Source organism: Streptomyces sp. NPDC030165, assembly GCF_055573595.1.
In genome coordinates, this window is sequence record NZ_JBVIBD010000013.1 from 222,331 (window position 1) to 240,791 (window position 18,461).

The window sequence follows — 18,461 nt, forward strand, 5'->3', positions numbered from 1 at the left end:
GTGCCGCCGGCCGTCAGGAGGCCGGGCCGGCCGGCGAGACGGCGGCGGGCGGTGCCACGAGCCGGTAGCCGACGCCGCGCACCGTCTCGATCAGCGCGGGCATCCCCAGCTTGGCGCGCAGCGACGCGACGTGCACCTCCAGGGTCCGGCCGGTCCCCTCCCAGCTGGTGCGCCACACCTCGCTGATGATCTGCTCGCGCCGGAAGACGACGCCCGGCCGCTGCGCGAGCAGGGCGAGCAGGTCGAACTCCTTGCGGGTCAGGGGGACGGTGGTGCCGTCCACGGACACCTGCCGGGTGGACAGTTCGATGGTGACGGCGCCGAGCCGCAGCCCGTCGCGCGGCATGCCCTCCTCGGCGGGCGGCTCCCCCGCGGCGGCCGGCGCGGAGGTGCGGCGGCGACTGACGGCGTGGATACGGGCGAGCAGTTCGCCGGTGTCGTAGGGCTTGACCACGTAGTCGTCCGCGCCGAGGTTCAGTCCGTGGATCCGCGACCGTACGTCCGCACGCGCTGTCACCATGATCACCGGAGTGCTGCCGATCCGCCGGATCCGGCCACAGACCTCGAAGCCGTCCTGGTCGGGCAGGCCGAGGTCGAGCAGCACCACCCCGAAGGGCTCCCGGCCACCGGGGAGCAGAGCCTGGAGCGCCTCCTCCCCGCTGCGCGCATGGGTGACGTCGAAGCCGTGCCGGGACAGCACGGCGGACAGGGCGGCCGCGACATGGTCGTCGTCCTCCACGAGCAGCAGCCGCACCGGCCCCCTCCTCACGATGTGTGCCCGGCCGCGCATACCTGGACGCGCGGGCGCATGGATGTACGACCGCACGCGGGCGCGTACGGGCACGGGCCGTCCGCGGGGCGGCCAAAAGGCATCTACGGCGATGGACGGCACGCACGTCAAGGGGGTATTCCCGGAAGGACGGTTCCGTTATGCAGCCGGTACAACGGGGCGCCCGGCCCGCGCACCCCGTTCACGCCGCGTGTCCCTCCGCGGCCGTATCGTTATGCTCAAATCCCGCTCAGATGTAATGACGCTGGTCGCAGGGCGTTACTAGGGTCCTCCCCAACCGAGGAGGACGGAGCTGTACGCCGATGAGCGAAGTATCGGTGACCAAGAGCGACAAGGGGCCCGCGCCGGCGGGCGACCCGCTGGTCGTGCTGGACAACGTGAACAAGCACTTCGGCGCGCTGCACGTACTCCAGGACATCGACCTGACCATCCGGCGCGGTGAGGTGGTCGTGGTGATCGGGCCCTCCGGGTCCGGCAAGTCGACCCTGTGCCGCACGATCAACCGGCTGGAGACCATCGACTCCGGCTCCATCACGATCGACGGCAAGCCGTTGCCGCAGGAGGGGCGCGAGCTGGCACGGCTCCGCGCCGACGTGGGCATGGTCTTCCAGTCCTTCAACCTCTTCGCGCACAAGACGGTGCTGGAGAACGTGATGCTGGGCCAGACCAAGGTCCGCCGCACGGACAAGAAGGCGGCCGAGGAGAAGGCCCGGGCCCTGCTGGACCGGGTGGGGGTCGGCGTCCAGGCGGACAAGTACCCCGCCCAGCTGTCCGGCGGCCAGCAGCAGCGGGTGGCCATCGCCCGGGCCCTGGCGATGGACCCCAAGGTCATGCTTTTCGACGAGCCGACCTCCGCACTCGACCCGGAGATGATCAACGAGGTGCTGGAGGTCATGCAGCAGCTCGCCCGGGACGGCATGACGATGGCCGTGGTCACGCACGAGATGGGCTTCGCCCGGTCGGCGGCCAACCGGGTCGTCTTCATGGCGGACGGGCGCATCGTCGAAGAGGCCGAGCCGAACCAGTTCTTCAGCAACCCGCGCAGCGACCGGGCCAAGGACTTCCTTTCGAAGATCCTCCACCACTGACCACGCGGCCGGTCATCATGATTGCCAACTTCCGCTGAACCGAAGGATGTTCACCATGAGGATTCGTAAGACGGCCGCGGCGGGTGCGGTGGTGCTCGCGCTGACGGCGACGGCGACCGCATGCGGCGGCGAGTCGGGCACGGCCGGCGACAAGGCGTCCGGCGGGGACGTCTTCAGCGGCACGTACGCGGTCAACGACAAGGCGAACGTGAACTCGCCGGCCTGGAAGAAGGCCAAGAAGGCCGGGAAGATCACCATCGGCGCCAAGGCCGACCAGCCCTACCTCGGCTTCCAGGACACCACCGGCAAGCGGTCCGGCTTCGACATCGAGATCGCCAAGATGATCGCCGCCGACCTGGGCTTCTCCGAGAAGCAGATCGAGTTCAAGACGATCGACTCCAACGTCCGCGAGACCGCGATCTCCAAGGGCCAGGTCGACTACTACGTCGGCACGTACACGATCAACGAGGAGCGCAAGAAGCAGATCGACTTCGCGGGCCCGTACTACACCGCGGGCGCCGACCTCCTGGTGCGCAAGGACGACAAGTCCATCACCGGCCCGGACACCGTCAAGGGCAAGAAGGTCTGCTCGATCGTCGGCTCCACCCCGCTCCAGGAGATCAAGAAGCCGAAGTACGGCGCGGTCACCACCGAGCTGGCCAAGTACTCGCTGTGCGTCAAGCAGCTGCTCGACGGCCAGGTGGACGCGGTCACCACGGACGACGCGATCCTCAAGGGGTACGCGGCCGAGCGCCGGACCAAGCTGCGGGTGGTCGGCCAGAAGTTCACCAAGGAGCCGTACGGCGTCGGCCTGCAGAAGGGCGACAAGGCGCTGCGGGACGCGATCACCGACGCGCTGGAGAAGCACATCAAGAACGGCGACTACAAGAAGGCGTACGAAGGCACCCTCGGCAAGTCCGGGACCAGCTTCGTCACGCCCGAGACGCCGCTGCCGCGCGGCTGACCCGGTCGCACACCCGCTGTCCGCTGCCGCACGCCCCGTACGCCGCCCCGGCGGGCGTACGGGGCGTGGGTGCCTGACGGTCCACGCGCCGGGCCGCCCCTGCGCACGCCGTCGCGGGCCACGCCCGCACCCCCGGCCGTACCCCCGTACGCCGCGCACGAAAGTGCCCGCACGCCGGGCCGAGCTCCCGTACACCGCGCGCCGCACACACCCCGCGCCGGACCGTCCACCCGCCCGCCGCTGACCCTGACCGCTACCGCGGAGAACCCATGAACGTACTCCTCGACTATCTCCCCGAGTTCCGCACCGGGTTCCTCGGAACCGTGTCGCTCACCGCGGCCAGCGGGGTGCTCGCCCTCCTGCTGGGCCTGCTCATAGCCGGTTTCCGGGTCTCGCCGGTGCCCCCGCTGCGCGCCTTCGGGACGGCCTGGGTGACGCTGCTGCGCAACACCCCGCTCACCCTGCTGTTCCTGGTCGCCTTCTTCGTCGTCCCGCAGATCTTCTTCCCGGGCATCAGCCCGTTCGTGCTCGCGACCCTGGCGCTGGGCTTCTACACGTCCTCGTTCATCTGCGAGGCCGTGCGCTCGGGCATCAACACCGTGCCGCTGGGCCAGGCGGAGGCCGCGCGCAGCATCGGGATGACCTTCGTCCAGACCCTGCGCATCATCGTGCTGCCGCAGGCCACCCGTACCGTGATCCCGCCGCTGAGCAGCATCCTGATCGCGCTCACCAAGAACTCGGCCATCGCGGGCGCCTTCAGCAACGCCGAGCTGTTCAACGTCTCCAAACTCCTGAACGACCAGGGCCGGCCGATCGGCTGGATCTTCCTCTGGATCGCCCTCGCCTACTTGATCATCACGTTCGCCATCAGCGGCATCTTCCGGCTGCTCGAACGCCGCCTGGAGGTGGCCCGATGACCAGCGTCCTGTACGACGCCCCGGGGCCCAAGGCCAAGGTCCGCAACCGCGTCTACACCGTCGCCGGCGCACTCGCCGTCGTCGGCCTGCTCCTCTTCGCCGTGCTGCGGCTGGCCGCCAAAGGCCAGTTCGAGCCGGAGATGTGGAACATCTTCAACAACGCGGGCGTACGGACCAACATCCGCAACGGCGTCCTGACGACCCTCCAGGTCTTCGCGGTGGCGGCCGTGCTCTCCCTCGCGCTCGGCGTCCTGCTCGCCGTGGCCCGGCTCTCCGACCACAAGCCGGTGCGCTGGCTGGCGACCGGGTTCATCGAGCTCTTCCGGGCCGTCCCGCTGCTGATCACGATCTACGCCCTGTGGGTGATCCTGCTCTCCTACAAGGAGGAGCTGGGCCTGACCGGCGACAGCCCGCAGTTCTGGGCGCTGGTCGTCGGCCTGACCGTCTACAACGGCTCGGTGCAGGCGGAGGTGCTGCGAGCCGGCATCAACGCGGTGCCCCGGGGGCAGCGCGAGGCGGCGTACGCGCTCGGCATGAGCAAGACGCAGGTCATGACGACGGTGCTGATGCCGCAGGCCGTCCGGGCGATGCTCCCGACGATCATCAGCCAGCTGGTGGTGACCCTCAAGGACACCTCGCTCGGCTACGTCATCACCTTCGAGGAACTGCTGTACACGATCCAGCAGATGGCCAGCACCGTCGTCGTCAACGACGAGAACCCGTACGTCCCGATGATCATCGTGGCCGGCGCCATCTACGTGGCGATGTGTATGGCGCTGTCCGCGCTGGCCAACTGGATCGAGCGGCGCGGCCGCCGGGCCAAGACCGGCATCGTGATGGCCGAGGCGGCCGAGCCGGTCACCGCGTCGGACGCGCTGGAAGGAGCCGACGGCACGCCCGGCGGCCCGGCCGACACCCGGCGGCCGCCGGACATCCACCCCGGGGGCGGCGCCGGGGGCTGACGGTGTGACACCGTGGACGGGGGCAGTGCCGCGTGCGCCGCTGCCCCCGTCACTTGACGCGGGCGCCCGCAATGGGTTGCATACGCTGTGTGATCGCGCACCGGGCTCCAACTGCCAGTTCCTGTACGTCTCGTAAGTACCTGCGGCCCGGAGCCACGCCGTGGACCCGGTGATCGTCGTCGGGGCCGGCCCCGTCGGCCTCGCGCTCTCCCTCTCGCTCGCCCGCCTCGACGTACCGTGCGTGGTCCTGGACGAAGCCCCCGGTGCGGTCGACCCGCGGCCCGCCCGCACCGTCGTCCTGCGGCCGGACACCGCCGCGTTCCTGGAGCGCCTGGGCTGCGGCCCGGCCCTGGAGTCGGCGGGCACCCGCTGGACCGCCTGGCGCTCGGTGCGCCGGCGGCGGCTGCTGGAACGGGTGGAGTTCGGCCCGGAGAACCCCTCCCCCGTACACGTGCCGCAGCACGCGCTGACCCGGGCCCTGCGCACCGCGCTCGCGGCGGAGCCCGGTGTCCGGATCGTCGCCGGCAGCCGGCTCGACGAGCTGCGGCAGGACGAGTACGCGGTCAGCGCCCACACCCGCGGCACCAACGGCGCGTGGTGGCGTGCCGGTTACCTGGTCGGCTGCGACGGCCCGCGCTCGACGGTCCGTAAGCTGCTGGAGATCCGCTTCCCCGGCCGTACGGCGGTCGAGCGGCACGCGGTGGCGGCGCTGCGTACGGAGCTTCCCTGGCCCGGCGAGGCGTTGCTGCACCGCTCGCCCGCGCGGCAGGGCGGTGGCGGGTCCGGGGGCGAGGTGACGGCCCGGCCGCTGCCCGGCGGGGTGTGGCGGCTGGACTGGCTGCTGCCGCCCGGCCGCGACCTGGTCACCCCGGACGCGCTGGTGGCCCGGATCCGCGACTCGCTGGCGGTGTGGTCCGCGGAGGCGGGGGCCGGGGCCGGGCCGTCGCACGGTGCCGGGGGCGGTGCCGGGGGCGACGTGCGCGTTCCGGCCGTACCGCCGTACGAACTCCTCGACACCGGCGTGCACACGGTGCACCACCGGCTGGCGCGGCGCTGGCGGCGCGGGCGCGTCTTCCTCGCCGGTGACGCCGCCCACCTGCTCGGCGCGCTCGGCACCCAGGGCCTGGACGAGGGCCTTCGGGACGCCGAGAACCTCGCGTGGAAGCTGGCGTCGGCCTGGCACCAGGGCGCTTCGGAGGCCCTGCTGGACAGCTACCAGGCGGAGCGCAGGGGCGCCGTCACAGCCCGGCTGCGCGCCGCCGACCGGGCACTGCCGCTGCTGCGCGACGGCGAGCGGGGCGGCCGGTGGCGGGCCGTGCTCCCGGGGGCGGCGCGCGGGCACACGGCCATGCTCACCGACGGCCACTTGGGGCGCGGACCGCTCGGCGCGCCCCCCGCGTACGCCCGCTCCCCGCTCGCCCCCGCCACCGACCCGTCGTGCGTGATGACGGTGGGGACGCAGGCCGGCGCGCCGGTCGCGGACGTCCCCGTGACGGCCTCGGACGGCTCCCAGGTGCCGCTCCGCACCCGGCTGGGCCGGGGGCTGCTGGTGGTGCTGGTGGCGCCGGGTACGGGCGTGTGGGACCGGCGGCACTGGAAGTCGGCCGGCCTGATGCCACGCCTGTCGAAGACGGTGGACGCCCTGCCGATGCCCGCCGAGGTCCTGGTCGCCGAGGCCTACCCGGGCGCGGTCGCGCACACCGTCCTGGTCGTACGGCCGGACGGCCACCTGGTCACGGCCATGGGCGGCGTCCGCCCGGCCGAACTGTACGCGTGCGCCGACGCGGTACGGGGCGGGGGCGCGGGAGGCTGCACGGAGGGCGGGAAGACGGCGGGGGCTGCGGGGGCGGCGGAGGCTGCTGCGATGGGCGGGGGCGGTTCTGGGGCCGGTGGCGGGTCCGGTGGCGGGTCCGGCTCGGTGGGGGAAGGACCGTTCCCGGAGGCGGCACGGCCGTCCAGTGGGCCGCCGCCCGCCGAAGAGGTGTTCCCGCAGGCCGGCAGGGACGCGGCCCGGGGCGTGCCGGAGGGAGAGGTCCGACCGGCGGTTGACCCTGTGGGAAGCCGCGTGCTTGACTCCGGAACGTGACGGAGAACGGTTCGCGATTCTGGCGGAGGGTCCACCTGGACCTGGTCCGCTACGCGGGCTGCGTGTGTCGTCCGTCCTGCTGATCCGCATTCTCTTCCCCTGCGCGCCGCCGTGCTGCACGCTGCCCGCGCGCCTCTTCGCGATCACTCAGGACGGTTCCTGTGCCCGACGTACGTATCCCCGCGCGCCCGCGCCCTGCCGCCACCGGCGGCCCCAGCGCCGCCGAACTCCTCGACTTCGCCCGCCGTACCTCCGCCGACACCGCACTCGTCGCCTCCCTGCCCCTCGACCCCGAAGGCCGTACGTGGATCCGCCTGGACGGCCCCGGCGGCAGTGAGGCGTGGCTGATCGGCTGGCCGCCCGGTACGGGCACCGGCTGGCACGACCACGGCGGCTCGCACGGCGCGTTCGCCGCCGCCGCGGGCGAGCTGACCGAGCAGTCACTCGCCGCCCAACTGCCCACCGAGGGCTGGAAGACGCTGGAACTGGCGGACGGCGTGGACCGGCAGCGGACGCTGGCCGGCGGCCGCGGCCGCGCCTTCGGCCCGCACCACGTCCACCAGGTGCTCAACCTCTCCGAGGACACCCACGCCGTCTCGGTGCACGCCTACTACCCGCCGCTGCCGCTGATGCGCCGCTACAGCCGTACGGGTCCCGTCCTGCGCCTCGAAGAGGTCGAGCGCCCCCAGGACTGGCGGTGAGCGCCGTCGACGCGCTCCTGGTGGCGGCACGCGCCGAACTGGACCGGGTGTCCCCCGAGCAGGCCGCGGCGGTCCAGCGGGACGGCGGGCTCCTGGTCGACATCCGCTACGCGGCCCTGCGCGAACGGGACGGCACCATTCCGGGCGCGCTGATCGTCGAACGCAACGAACTGGAGTGGCGCCTGGATCCCACCGGCGCCCACCGCGCCCCCGAAGCCACCGGCCACGACCTGGCGGTGGTGATCGTCTGCAACGAGGGCTACGCGTCGAGTCTCGCGGCCGTCTCCCTGCGACAGCTGGGCCTGTACCGGGCGACCGACCTGGTGGGCGGCTTCCAGGCGTGGCGGGCGGCGGGCCTGCCGGTCCGCGGATGAGGTGACGGCGGGCCCGCCGTCGGCTCAGGAGGCGGCGTCGAACTGCCGGACCACGAGCGGCAGGGCCTTGCGTACCGTCCCGTTGTGGTCGAGGTTCCCGACGTCCGTGAGCTGGTGGACGGCCCCGTTGGCGGCCAGCTGGCGCTGACAGTGGCGGGCGTTGCTGAATACCACGTCCTTGTCGCCCTTGGCGTGGTAGAGGTGCACCGGCACGTCCGGGTGCCAGTCGCAGGTGGTGTTCAGCGCCTTCAGCCGCTGCCGCAGCTTCCCCCGCGGGCTGCGGATCATGTCGAGGAACTCCGGGGTGAACAGGTCCTTCGAGGTCGCCGGCAGCGCGGCCGCGATCTCCGACGCCTGGTGGTCGCCGTCGAAGAGGGCCTCCACCGTTCTGTCGTACGGTGCGCGGAACGCCTGCCCCGGTGTGTCGTACAAGCCGTACATCCGGTCCCACGCGGTCGCGAAGTAGGCCAGGTAGAGCGACGACCGGACGATCTTGTCGTCGGCCGCGGCGGCCTCGAAGCCGCTCAGGTCGAAGGGCCCGGCGACCGGGGCGAGCGCCCCCAGGCGGAAGTACGGATCGACGCCCCGCTGCAGGGCCCGGCCGACCATCATGGTGGCCGGCCCACCCTGCGAGAAGCCGCTGACCAGCACGTTCCTGTCGAGGGTGCGGTGCTCCTGCCGGGCGAACGCTCGGGCCGCCCGCAGCGCGTCCACCGAGGCGGTGACGGTCGCCCGCGGATGGCCGTACGGATGGGTGCCGGGGCCCTCGCCCAGGCCGAGGTAGTCCGGCGCGGACACGGCCCGGCCGGTCGAGGCGAAGAGCAGGGCCGCCGCCCGGTCGGTGGACCGCTCGTTCACCGAGGCCACGTCCCCCCGGTACACGGTCGTGCCGTGCAGCCAGGACACGACCCGGAGGGCGCGCTTGCCGTTCTCGGGTGTGGCGACCAGCTGGCTGGCCGTGGTGGGCTGGCCCTGGAGGCCGCGGGTGCGGTAGACGATGCGGTGGGCACGTACGCCGTAGCGGACCTGGGCCGCGTCGATACCGGCCTTGGCCAGGCACGCCGCGACCTCCTTGGCATCCAGGTCGGCGACGAGGGTGACGGATACGAGCGATCCGGGCGCGGGTACGGACACGGGCACCGCCTGCTGCCGGGCGGCGACGGCTTCGGCCGCGATTGCGGTCGCGGGCGCGGTGACGGGCGCGGTGACGGGCACGGGAGCGGTTCTCGTGCCCGGGACCGTGCCCTTGGGTGTCGCTGTCGCCGTGGTCGTCGCTGCGGTCGCCGTGGCCAGTACGGCCGCGGCGCATCCCAGAGCGAGGGCGCCGGGCGCGTTGAACCGTCCACGAAGTCGAGTGAAAATCATGCACCGCACTCTGCCGACCTCGACATACCCGGCACATTGGAGCCAGCCTCCTTGCCGGAGGGAGGTTCTCCCCCGGAAGGCGGTCGGCGGTGCCCTCCTCCGGTCCGGTCTTGGCCGGGGCTTTCCTCCGGGCGGGTCTTGGCGAGGCCTCCGCCCCGGTCTCGTCGAAGCCCTCAGCCCCAGCCCCAGCCCCGGCGAGCCGTCCTCGGCCCAGTCTCGGCGGAGCCCTGACCCTCCTCCGCCCCGATCTCCGCCGGAACCCACCTCCGACCCAGCCTCAGTGAACCGTCCTCGGCCCAGTCTCGGCGGGGCCCTCCTCCAGCCCGGTCCCCCACCGACCCCCCGGTCAGCCCTCCGCCGAGTCGCCCCTCCGCCAGATCACGCCTTCCCCCAGATCACGCCTCCCCGCCACCTCACCCCTCCGGCAGGTGGTACTCCATCAGCTCCGGGTCTTCCCCCTCCTCCTCCAGCGCCTGCCGGACCACCCGTAGGGCGAGGCCCTCCGGGTAGCCCTTGCGGGCCAGCATCCCGGCGAGACGCCGTATGCGCTTTTCCCGGTCCAGGCCCCGGGTCGTGCGCAGCTTGCGGTCGACCAGTTCGCGGGCCGTGCGTTCCTCCTGTTCGGAGTCCAGCTGCCCGAGGGCCTCGTCGACCGTCGCCGGGTCGACGCCCTTGGTGCGCAGTTCGCAGGCGAGCGCGCGGCGGGCCAGGCCCCGGCCGTGGTGCCGGGACTCCACCCAGGCGCCGGCGAACTTCGCGTCGTCGATCAGCCCCACCTCCTCGAAGCGGGACAGCACCTCCTGTGCGGCCTCCTCGGGGATGCCCCGCTCGCGCAAGGCGTCCCCGAGCTGCTTGCGCGTCCGCGCGGACCCGGTGAGCAGGCGCAGGCAGATGGCCCGCGCCTGCTCCTCGGGCGTACGCGGCGGTCCCGCCTCGGCCCTCGACGAGGAGGAACCACCGCCGTCCTTGCGTTTCCTACGGTTCTCGGCGCCGCCCGCGGCGCTGCCGCTGCCGCCCCGGCCGTCGTCGTCACGCCCCCCGAGGTGACCGACTCCGGTGCCGGGGCCGCAGCCATGGTCGCCGGGCCATTCCGTTCGCCGCGTCACGACGGGCTAGCTCTTGGCCGCAGCGGCCTTGGAGCCCTTGGCGCCCTTGGCGGCCGGTGCCGGAACGGACTTGGCCGGGGCCTCCGCGTCGGCCGCCGCACCCGCCGCGTCCGCGCCGGGCTCCGCCAGCTCCTCCGGCTTGACGCCGATGCCCAGCTTCTCCTTGATCTTCTTCTCCACCTCGTTGGCGAGGTCGGGGTTGTCCTTGAGGAAGTTGCGGGCGTTCTCCTTGCCCTGGCCGAGCTGGTCGCCCTCGTAGGTGTACCAGGCGCCGGACTTGCGGATGAAGCCGTGCTCCACACCCATGTCGATCAGGCCGCCCTCGCGGCTGATGCCCTGGCCGTACAGGATGTCGAACTCCGCCTGCTTGAAGGGCGGGGCGACCTTGTTCTTGACGACCTTGCAGCGGGTGCGGTTGCCGACCGCTTCGGTGCCGTCCTTGAGGGTCTCGATACGGCGGATGTCGATCCGCACCGAGGCGTAGAACTTCAGGGCGCGGCCACCGGTCGTGGTCTCCGGCGAGCCGAACATCACGCCGATCTTCTCGCGGAGCTGGTTGATGAAGATCGCGGTGGTCTTGGACTGGTTGAGCGCACTGGTGATCTTGCGCAGCGCCTGGCTCATCAGGCGGGCCTGGAGACCCACGTGGGAGTCGCCCATCTCACCCTCGATCTCGGCCCGGGGCACCAGCGCGGCGACCGAGTCGATCACGATGAGGTCGAGCGCGCCGGAGCGGACCAGCATGTCCGTGATCTCCAGGGCCTGCTCGCCGTTGTCCGGCTGGGACAGGATCAGCGCGTCCGTGTCCACGCCCAGCTTCTTGGCGTACTCGGGGTCGAGCGCGTGCTCGGCGTCGATGAAGGCGACGGAGCCGCCGGCCTTCTGCGCGTTCGCCACCGCGTGCAGGGTCAGGGTCGTCTTGCCGGAGGACTCCGGGCCGTAGACCTCCACCACACGGCCGCGCGGGATGCCGCCGACGCCGAGCGCGACATCGAGTGCGGTCGACCCGGTGGGGATGACCTCGATGGGCTCGTTCGGGCGCTCGCCCATCCGCATCACGGCGCCCTTGCCGAATTGCCGTTCAATCTGTGCGAGCGCGGCGTCCAGCGCCTTCTCGCGGTCAGTGCCTGCCATGGCTTCCACCCGGTTTGCTTGAGTCGATCGCTTCACGTCCATGACGCTAACGCCTGCCACTGACAATGCGCCCGGACCCGGCTCCGGCCTGTGGATAACTCCCGGGAACTCCGGGCGGAAACACGGGTCGGACGTCTCATAAGAATAGATGTTCGATTTTGGTGTCAAGCGCACCACGCGCGGCCGGCGGGCTCGGTGCCGGGGCAGTGCCTGCCTGCCCCGGACGCCTCACTCCCCGGTGCCGCCCGTGCCGCCCTTGCCGGGCTCGTCCCCTTCACGTCCGCCCCGCCCGCCGGTACTCGGCCCACCGGCCTCCGGCCCGCCGGCGCCCCGCTCGTCCCCGTCCCGCTCACCACCGGTCCCCCGGCCCTCCAGCGGCGCGGCCGGCGGCTCGTCGTGCAGGGACCGCCGCAGCCGCCGCAGGGCCGAGGACGCGCGGCGGCGCCGGCTGCCGCCCCGTACCCGTGCGTCGTCCGTGACCTCGTACCGCTTCACGTACGCCCCCAGGAACGCCTGCAGCGTCGCGGTCGCCGGAATGGCGATCAGCGCGCCGACCGCGCCCATCAGCGCCGTACCGGCGATCACCGACCCGAAGGCGACGGCCGGGTGGATGTCCACGGTCTTGGCCGTGATGCGCGGCTGGAGCAGGTAGTTCTCGAACTGCTGGTAGACCACGACGAACCCGAAGACCCACAGCGCGTACCAGGGGTCGACGGTGAAGGCGATCAGGATCGGCAGCGCGCCGGCGAGGTAGGTGCCGATGGTGGGGATGAACTGGGAGACGAGCCCGACCCACATGCCGAGCGCGGGGGCATACGGGACGCCCAGGATCTCCAGCAGGACGTAGTGCGCGATGCCGGAGATCAGCGCCATCAGGCCGCGGGAGTAGAGATACCCGCCGGTCTTGGCGACCGCGATCTCCCAGGCGCGCAGCACCTCGGTCTGCCGGGACGGCGGCAGGACCGAGCACAGGGCGCGGCGCAGCCGGGGGCCGTCGGCGGCGAAGTAGAAGGAGAACAGCGCCACCGTCAGGAGATTGAACAGGCTGCCCAGAACGGTCGCGGAGACGGCGAGCACGTTGTTGGCGCTGTCCTGGACGTACTTCTGCAGCCAGTCGGACCTCAGCAGGTTGTTCTGCACCTCGACCCGCGAGAGGTGGGTGTGGAAGGTGGTGTTGATCCAGCTGATGACCGAGTCCAGGTACTGCGGGAACTCCTGGACCATGGTGGCGATCTGGCCCGCGAGCATCGAGCCGAGCAGCGCGAAGAACCCCGCGGTCCCGACGAGTATCCCGAGGAAGACCAGCCCGGTGGCGGCCCCTCGGCGCATCCCGCGGGCCGCCATCCAGTCCACGGCCGGCTCGACGGCCAGCGCGAGGAAGAAGGCGATCAGCACGTTCAGCAGGAGCGAGATGAGCTGGTGGAACGCCCAGCTGGCGAGCTGGAAGCAGGCCACGAGGGCGAGCGCCAGCACCATGGCGCGGGGCAGCCACCGCGGCATCCGCTGGGCGGGTCCTCCGGGGCGTGGGTCGTCGTGGCGGGTGGGATTCTCGGTCGCTGACACGGGCCCAGTGTCGCTCACGGGTCCGACAACTCCCGCCCTGCCCCGCTCACCGCGTCCGCCCGCCACCGACCCGGTACCTCCGTGCGGCTCTCCGGTGCTCGGTGCCCCCTGTGCGGCTCAGGCGTCCGATGCCCCTGTGCGGCCCGCAGCCGCTCCGGGGCCGCCGCCGGTGTCAGCGCTTGTCGTACGGCACGTCCATCGTCGTGCAGACCACCCGCCACACGTCCTTGGCCTCCCACCCGTCCGCGAGCGCCTGGTGCACGGTCCGCCCGCCGAGCCCGGACATCACGTGATCCCGCGCGAACGAGTCGGCGTACGTCTCACCGAAGTGGTCCGCCATCCGCTCCCAGAAGACCGTCAACCGCATAAGATCCACTCCGCACTCGCTGTGACCTGCACGTTTCCCGTATCGCGCACGTCGCGCGACCGTCAGGGGACACGCGCCCCCGGCGGCGCGGCCCCCGGGGCGGCGCGCAGTGCGTGCATGTACGCAGCGTAGATCCTCACCGGCCAGCTCCCCGAAGAGGAACCGCGATGCCACAGGACACCCTGGTCCCACCGGCCACTCCGGTGTGCCCCCGACCGCTCCGGCACCGGCGCTTCCTCGTGTACGTCGTGGTGGCCAAGGACACCGGCGGGACGGTCACCGCCCCCGGCCTCCCCACCGCATCGGCCGACGCCCTCTACCGCATCGGCCGACGCCCCCGACAGCGGCCGAGTGCCCGCCTCCGCGTCATTCCCGCCGGGCGGCCACCCGCCGGCCCGCTTCCCGGATGGTTTCCTCGCGGATGGTCCGGAGGAAGGGCAGCAACAGCAGCGCGCACGCGAGCGCTCCGAGGGCGAAGACGGGACGGGGCCCCACCCATTGGGCCAGCAGGCCGGCCAGGGCGGCTCCCAGGGGCATGCCGCCCCAGCCGATGAGGCGGCTGGCGCTGCTGACGCGGCCGAGCAGTTCGTCGGGGATCAGTTGCTGGCGCAGGGTGACCACGGTGACGTTCCACAGCCCGCTGCCGAAGCCGCCCAGGAACGTCGCCACCCCGATGAGCCACGGCTCTGCCGTCAGCGCGGGCGTGCCGAGCATGAGTACGCCGGTGATCACGTCGACCGCGAGGAGATTGCGCGCACCGAGGAGCTTGCGCGCGCGGCCCGCGACGAGTGAGCCCAGTACGCCGCCGACCGCGAGCGTGGTCAGCAGCAGGCCGTATCCGGTGCCGCTCAGGCCCATGGGGCCGGGCGTCACGGCGTACAGCACCAGGACCGCGCTCCAGCCGCTCCACGCCGCCGCCATGACGCAGACCATGATGGCGAGGTTCCACAGGACCGGCTGCCGCCGCAGGTACCGCAGCCCTTCGGCGAGCTCGTCCCGCAGGCGGGGCTTGGCGGTCGGGGGACCCGCCCCGTCCCGCGTGGAGCGCGGGCGGGGGTCGTAGCGGCCGCGCAGGAGCAGGAGCACCGCTCCGGCCGCCACGACGTAGAGGCCGGCCGTGCTGAGCGTGGCGGTGACGGCGCCGAGGGAGACGAGCAGGCCGCCCAGTGGCGGGCCGGCGAACTCGTTCAGTGACGAGCGGGTGCTCTCCAGGCGGGAGTTGGCTCCGTCGAGACGGTGGCGCGGCACGATCATGGGCAGTACGGAGGTGGTGGTCAGGTCCGCCACGAGTTCGGCCGTACCGAGCAGGAAGGCGACGACGTACAGGGCGGGCAGCGGCGCCGCGTCGCCCGTCAGGGCGAGCGCCAGCAGGCCGAGGGCGGCGGCGCGCAGTACGTGTGCCCACAGGATCAGGCGGCTGCGCTCCGTCCGGTCGATGAGGATGCCGATGGCCAGCGTGCACAGCACGTACGGGAGCGTCTGCGCCCACTTCACCCCGGCCACGAGCCCGGGCGACGAGGTGAGGGTGAGGGCCGTCAGCGGCAGGATGATCATCACGAGGCCGTCCGCCAGGCTGCTCAGCCCGTAGGAGGCCCAGAGTCCGGCGAAGTCCCGCCGCGCGGCGGGCGGTGCAGCTGTGCTCATCCGCGGCCTTTCTCGGGTTCGCTCGGCCCGTGCCGGTGGGGGCCCGTGGGCGGCGTCTCCGGGGCACAGGGAGGACCGCCCCCGACGTATCGGGGGCGGCCGTCAGGACGTACTGCTGGGGCGACTTTCAACAGAGGAGGGCGCAGGTGGCGCGGGTGAACGTTCCCTCGCCGTGGCTGCGCACGGTGTGGGCGAAGGCGGCCCGGTGGTTGGCAGGCGCCGGAACGGCCCCTTCCGCCTTCATGCCGAGGGGCGCGATCACGGCGCGGCTCTGCTCGCCGACGCAGTGGACGCCCCTGTTGGCGAGGATGGTGTCGGCCAGCCGGCCGCCGAGCCCGTCGAGCGACTCGCCCGACCAGGTGGACACCGTGTACCGGCCGTCCTCGGCCCGCTCGAAGAAGCGGACGTGGGCCTGTCCAGCGCTCTCCGTGAGGAGGATGAAGATGCGGCGGTCCGGGAGTTCCATGTCGAGGCCGTCCATCTTGTGGAGGATGGCTTCCGGGTCGCCGTAGAAGTCGTGTACTTCCGGGGTCCAGGAGTAGGAGAAGCAGCCGAGTGCGGTCTCCGCCTGCTGGGTCTGCGTCGCAGCCTGCGCCGTTGAGGTCACCGTGGGCTCCAATCATCGGGTGCCGCGGTGCGGCACCGAGTGGCCAGTGCGCGCAGGTCCATACTTGTGGGTCGCCGACGGGAGGTACAGACCGGTTCCCGCCGGTGCCCGTCCTTCAGGCGGAGCGGGCTTCCGGCCATCTGTACGCGCGCGGTGTGCCCTCTTCTGACGGGTGGGCTCGGACCGGACCGCTACGTTGCAATCTGTTGCCGTGCACCTGGTTTGCGACAGCGCTTGCAGGGTCGCGTCTGGCGGATTCTGGTGGTTGGGGAGCGCCTTCCTTCCGGTGTGAGGAGGAGGCGGTGACAGCGAGGTGGCCGGGGCGGCGGGCCCGTCCGCCGCCGGGCGGCCGTCAACCGCACACGTCCGGTATCCCGCCCCTGAGAGTGCAGCCCCGTCCGCGCCGGTGCCGGGCGGCGCGGACGGCCCTACCGTCGGTCCATGGCGGAAAACGGAGCACCACAGCCGACCTCACTGGCGCGTGCCGAGCGTTTCATCTGGCTCACTGCCCGGGTGCTCGAACAGCGCCGTTTCGCGTACCACTTCCTGGGCGGGAGCGCGGACGGTGTCGACGCCGCGCTCGCCGCGTACGCGAATCCCGACGGCGGTTACGGGCACGCCCTGGAGCCCGACCTGCGCGGACCGGTCAGCCAGCCGCTGCACACCGCGCACGCCCTGTACGTCCTCGACCTCATCGGGCGCTGCGGCGGCCAGCGGGCCCAGCGGATCTGCCGCTATCTGACCGAGGTGTCCACCCTGGAGGGCGCGCTGCCCGCCGTGCACCCTTCCTCGCGGAGCTTTCCGGCCGCGCCGTGGCTGCCGGTGCCCGACGACCCGCCGAGCGCCCTTCTGGCCACCGGGCCCGTCGTGGGCCTGCTGCACCGCAACGAGGTGTGGCACGCGTGGCTGTTCCGGGCCACGGACTTCTGCTGGCGGGAGGTGGAGTCCCTGGAGCGGACCCATCCGTACGAGGTCCGGGCGGCGCTCGCCTTCCTGGAGGGCGCGCCCGACCGGCCGCGCGCCGAGGCCGCGGCGCAGCGCCTGGGTACCGTGGTACGCGATCACCGGCTGGTCCTCCTGGACCCGGAGCGGACCGCGGACTCACCGGTACCCGACGGCTACGCGCCCGGTGAGCACCATTTCGCGTACGACTACGCGACCACGCCGACCTCGCTCGCCCGCCGCTGGTTCACGGACACGGAGACGGACCGGGCGCTGGACCATCTCGCCGCCCTCCAGCGGGAGGACGGCGGCTGGCCCGTGAACTGGCGTGTGTGGGCCCCCGGAACGGCTCTGGAGGGCCGCCCGGTGGTCACGCTCAAGGCGCTGCTGACGCTGCGTGCGTACGGGCGTCTCACCGCCCGGTAGCGGGCGGCGGCGAGCCGGGGACGTCCGCGTCGCCGGCGTCCTCGGCGTCCCCCGGGCCCTCCGCGTCGCCCGCGTCCTCCTGGCGCAGCAGCAGGGCCGTCAGGGCGAGCGCGGTGCCGCGCGGCGACGTCAGGTCGAGGCCGGTCAGTTCGCTGATCCGGGTGAGCCGGTTGTCCACCGTGTTCGGGTGCAGTCCGAGGGCGCGGGCGGTCGCCCGGCGGTCCTGCCGCTGCTCCAGGTGGGTACGGAGCGTCCCGGTCAGCTCGGGGCGGCCGGCGAGCGGGTCGAGCAGCGCGGCTATGGGGCCGCTGCTCTCGTCGCGGCGGGAGAGGTGGTATTCGAGCAGGACGTCGTCGAGCCGGTGGAGTCCGGCGGGCCGGCCGCAGGCGTGGGCGATGCGTACGACTTCGGAGGCGGTACGGGCGGCGTACGGGATGCCCCCGGGACGCTCGGCGCGGGCGGCGGCGCACCGCACCTCCACGCCGCACGCCCGGTGCAGCCGCTCCCCCAGGCCGTCACGGACAGCGGCCCCACCCGGTACGAGGGCGTGCCCGCCGTCGGCGTCCATGAGAGAAAGCACCTCGGTGGCGAACTCCCGGTCCAGTGCGGTCTGCAGGCGCCGCAGCCGCCTGCGGACGGCTACGGGGGAGGGCGCGGCCCGGCCCGGGCCCAGGGCCTCGGACGGCGCCGGGCCGAGGCGTACGGCGATCACGGTGGCCGGTCCGTGCAGCCCCAGCTCCTCCAAGGCGGCCGGATCCCGGTGCGGTACACCGTCGAGGAGGCCGCGCGCCAGCGTACGGCGGTGTTCGCGCCGCTCGGCGTCCAGGGCCGCCCGCTCGTCCAGGTAGGTCTCGGCGACCGCGCCGAGGATGCCGCCCTGGGCCCGGAAGAGGAAGTCCCCGAGTTCGACGAGCGCCTGCGCCTCGTCGGGGCCCGCCTCCTGGCGCAGTGCCTGCCACAGCGCGTACTCCCCCAGCGCATGGGTGCGCAGCAGCAGGTGCAGCGACATGCCCTCCTCGGCACGCTGCGCGGCGCGCTCGCGGAACACGCCGTAATCGCCGTGCCGCCCCTCAGGGTCGCGGACCCGGCGCAGGAAGAGGCGCAGGCCGTGCCGGACCGTGGCGGCGACCTCCATGTCCTTCAGGTCGGCGGGCAGCTCGGCGTATCCGGGAAGGTCCTCGAAGGCGCCTCGCGCCATCCGCCGGGCCAGTTCGTTGACCCGGGGCTCGCAGCGCAGGGCGAGGGCGCGGGCGGCGTCGGACAGGGGCACGGCGGCTCCTTCGCTGCGGTGCGGGGACTGTGACGCGTCACAGTACGCAGCGGGTACGGGTGTGACACCGGCGGGTGCCGCCGGGCCCTGCGGGAGATCAGACTCGTGCCTACGGGGACCGACCGGAGGACCGATCAACGGGCGGCTGACCAGCG

18 protein-coding genes are annotated in these 18,461 nt (G+C 72.7%); 9 read left to right on the plus strand and 9 right to left on the minus strand.

Annotation, left to right across the window (positions count from 1 at the left end; translation table 11 throughout):
- Positions 1 to 13 precede the first annotated feature (13 nt).
- On the minus strand, positions 14 to 754 hold the full coding sequence (locus ACZ4Z1_RS24740; protein ID WP_468488786.1) for a response regulator transcription factor: 741 nt from the start codon (positions 752 to 754) through the stop codon (positions 14 to 16).
- A gap of 338 nt (positions 755 to 1,092) precedes the next feature.
- On the opposite strand from ACZ4Z1_RS24740, the gene ACZ4Z1_RS24745 reads away from it, so the two are divergent.
- The 8 genes from ACZ4Z1_RS24745 to ACZ4Z1_RS24780 all read left to right on the plus strand — a co-directional run bounded on the left by ACZ4Z1_RS24745 (position 1,093) and on the right by ACZ4Z1_RS24780 (position 7,882).
- A complete protein-coding gene (locus ACZ4Z1_RS24745) occupies positions 1,093 to 1,878 on the plus strand; it encodes an amino acid ABC transporter ATP-binding protein (RefSeq protein ID WP_468488787.1) in 786 nt (261 codons plus the stop codon).
- Positions 1,879 to 1,933: 55 nt separating this feature from the next.
- Positions 1,934 to 2,842, plus strand: coding sequence for a glutamate ABC transporter substrate-binding protein (locus tag ACZ4Z1_RS24750; protein ID WP_468488788.1), 909 nt, complete (start codon positions 1,934 to 1,936; stop codon positions 2,840 to 2,842).
- A gap of 269 nt (positions 2,843 to 3,111) precedes the next feature.
- Positions 3,112 to 3,759: an amino acid ABC transporter permease gene (locus ACZ4Z1_RS24755; RefSeq protein ID WP_468488789.1), complete on the plus strand. Its 648-nt coding sequence runs from the start codon at positions 3,112 to 3,114 to the stop codon at positions 3,757 to 3,759.
- Entirely contained in the window at positions 3,756 to 4,721 is a 966-nt protein-coding gene (locus ACZ4Z1_RS24760) for an amino acid ABC transporter permease (protein ID WP_468488790.1), read from the plus strand. Before ACZ4Z1_RS24755 ends, ACZ4Z1_RS24760 begins: the two co-directional genes overlap by 4 nt.
- A gap of 160 nt (positions 4,722 to 4,881) precedes the next feature.
- Positions 4,882 to 6,807, plus strand: a complete 1,926-nt coding sequence (locus tag ACZ4Z1_RS24765) for an FAD-dependent oxidoreductase (protein ID WP_468488791.1) — start codon at positions 4,882 to 4,884, stop codon at positions 6,805 to 6,807.
- The gene (locus tag ACZ4Z1_RS24770; protein ID WP_324607239.1) at positions 6,804 to 6,890 is read left to right on the plus strand and encodes a putative leader peptide; all 87 of its coding nucleotides are present in this window, start codon (positions 6,804 to 6,806) and stop codon (positions 6,888 to 6,890) included. The genes ACZ4Z1_RS24765 and ACZ4Z1_RS24770 overlap by 4 nt, the downstream gene beginning before the upstream one ends.
- Before the next feature lie 78 nt (positions 6,891 to 6,968).
- Complete coding sequence (locus ACZ4Z1_RS24775) at positions 6,969 to 7,508, plus strand: cupin domain-containing protein (protein WP_468488792.1); 540 nt, start codon at positions 6,969 to 6,971, stop codon at positions 7,506 to 7,508.
- Entirely contained in the window at positions 7,505 to 7,882 is a 378-nt protein-coding gene (locus ACZ4Z1_RS24780; RefSeq protein WP_468488793.1) for a rhodanese-like domain-containing protein, read from the plus strand. Before ACZ4Z1_RS24775 ends, ACZ4Z1_RS24780 begins: the two co-directional genes overlap by 4 nt.
- A gap of 24 nt (positions 7,883 to 7,906) precedes the next feature.
- Here ACZ4Z1_RS24780 and ACZ4Z1_RS24785 read toward each other — a convergent pair whose 3' ends face one another.
- The 7 genes from ACZ4Z1_RS24785 to ACZ4Z1_RS24815 all read right to left on the minus strand — a co-directional run bounded on the left by ACZ4Z1_RS24785 (position 7,907) and on the right by ACZ4Z1_RS24815 (position 15,668).
- Positions 7,907 to 9,247: a hypothetical protein gene (locus tag ACZ4Z1_RS24785; protein WP_468488794.1), complete on the minus strand. Its 1,341-nt coding sequence runs from the start codon at positions 9,245 to 9,247 to the stop codon at positions 7,907 to 7,909.
- A gap of 413 nt (positions 9,248 to 9,660) precedes the next feature.
- Positions 9,661 to 10,353, minus strand: a complete 693-nt coding sequence (gene recX / locus ACZ4Z1_RS24790; RefSeq protein ID WP_468488795.1) for a recombination regulator RecX — start codon at positions 10,351 to 10,353, stop codon at positions 9,661 to 9,663.
- Between the two features lie 6 nt (positions 10,354 to 10,359).
- Entirely contained in the window at positions 10,360 to 11,487 is a 1,128-nt protein-coding gene (recA, locus tag ACZ4Z1_RS24795; RefSeq protein WP_468488796.1) for a recombinase RecA, read from the minus strand.
- Between the two features lie 228 nt (positions 11,488 to 11,715).
- Positions 11,716 to 13,050, minus strand: a complete 1,335-nt coding sequence (locus tag ACZ4Z1_RS24800) for an AI-2E family transporter (protein ID WP_468488797.1) — start codon at positions 13,048 to 13,050, stop codon at positions 11,716 to 11,718.
- A gap of 172 nt (positions 13,051 to 13,222) precedes the next feature.
- Positions 13,223 to 13,417, minus strand: coding sequence for a DUF3046 domain-containing protein (locus ACZ4Z1_RS24805; protein ID WP_468488798.1), 195 nt, complete (start codon positions 13,415 to 13,417; stop codon positions 13,223 to 13,225).
- Between the two features lie 366 nt (positions 13,418 to 13,783).
- Positions 13,784 to 15,061: an MFS transporter gene (locus ACZ4Z1_RS24810; protein ID WP_468488799.1), complete on the minus strand. Its 1,278-nt coding sequence runs from the start codon at positions 15,059 to 15,061 to the stop codon at positions 13,784 to 13,786.
- Positions 15,062 to 15,188: 127 nt separating this feature from the next.
- Positions 15,189 to 15,668 (minus strand): hypothetical protein, encoded by a 480-nt coding sequence (locus ACZ4Z1_RS24815; RefSeq protein WP_468488800.1) that lies wholly within the window; start codon positions 15,666 to 15,668, stop codon positions 15,189 to 15,191.
- Between the two features lie 441 nt (positions 15,669 to 16,109).
- Between ACZ4Z1_RS24815 and ACZ4Z1_RS24820 the strand changes: the two genes are divergently transcribed.
- Positions 16,110 to 17,036: a hypothetical protein gene (locus ACZ4Z1_RS24820; protein WP_468488801.1), complete on the plus strand. Its 927-nt coding sequence runs from the start codon at positions 16,110 to 16,112 to the stop codon at positions 17,034 to 17,036.
- On the opposite strand, the gene ACZ4Z1_RS24825 is transcribed toward ACZ4Z1_RS24820, so the two are convergent.
- Positions 17,023 to 18,306: a PucR family transcriptional regulator gene (locus tag ACZ4Z1_RS24825; RefSeq protein ID WP_468488802.1), complete on the minus strand. Its 1,284-nt coding sequence runs from the start codon at positions 18,304 to 18,306 to the stop codon at positions 17,023 to 17,025. The genes ACZ4Z1_RS24820 and ACZ4Z1_RS24825 overlap by 14 nt on opposite strands.
- Positions 18,307 to 18,461 lie beyond the last annotated feature (155 nt).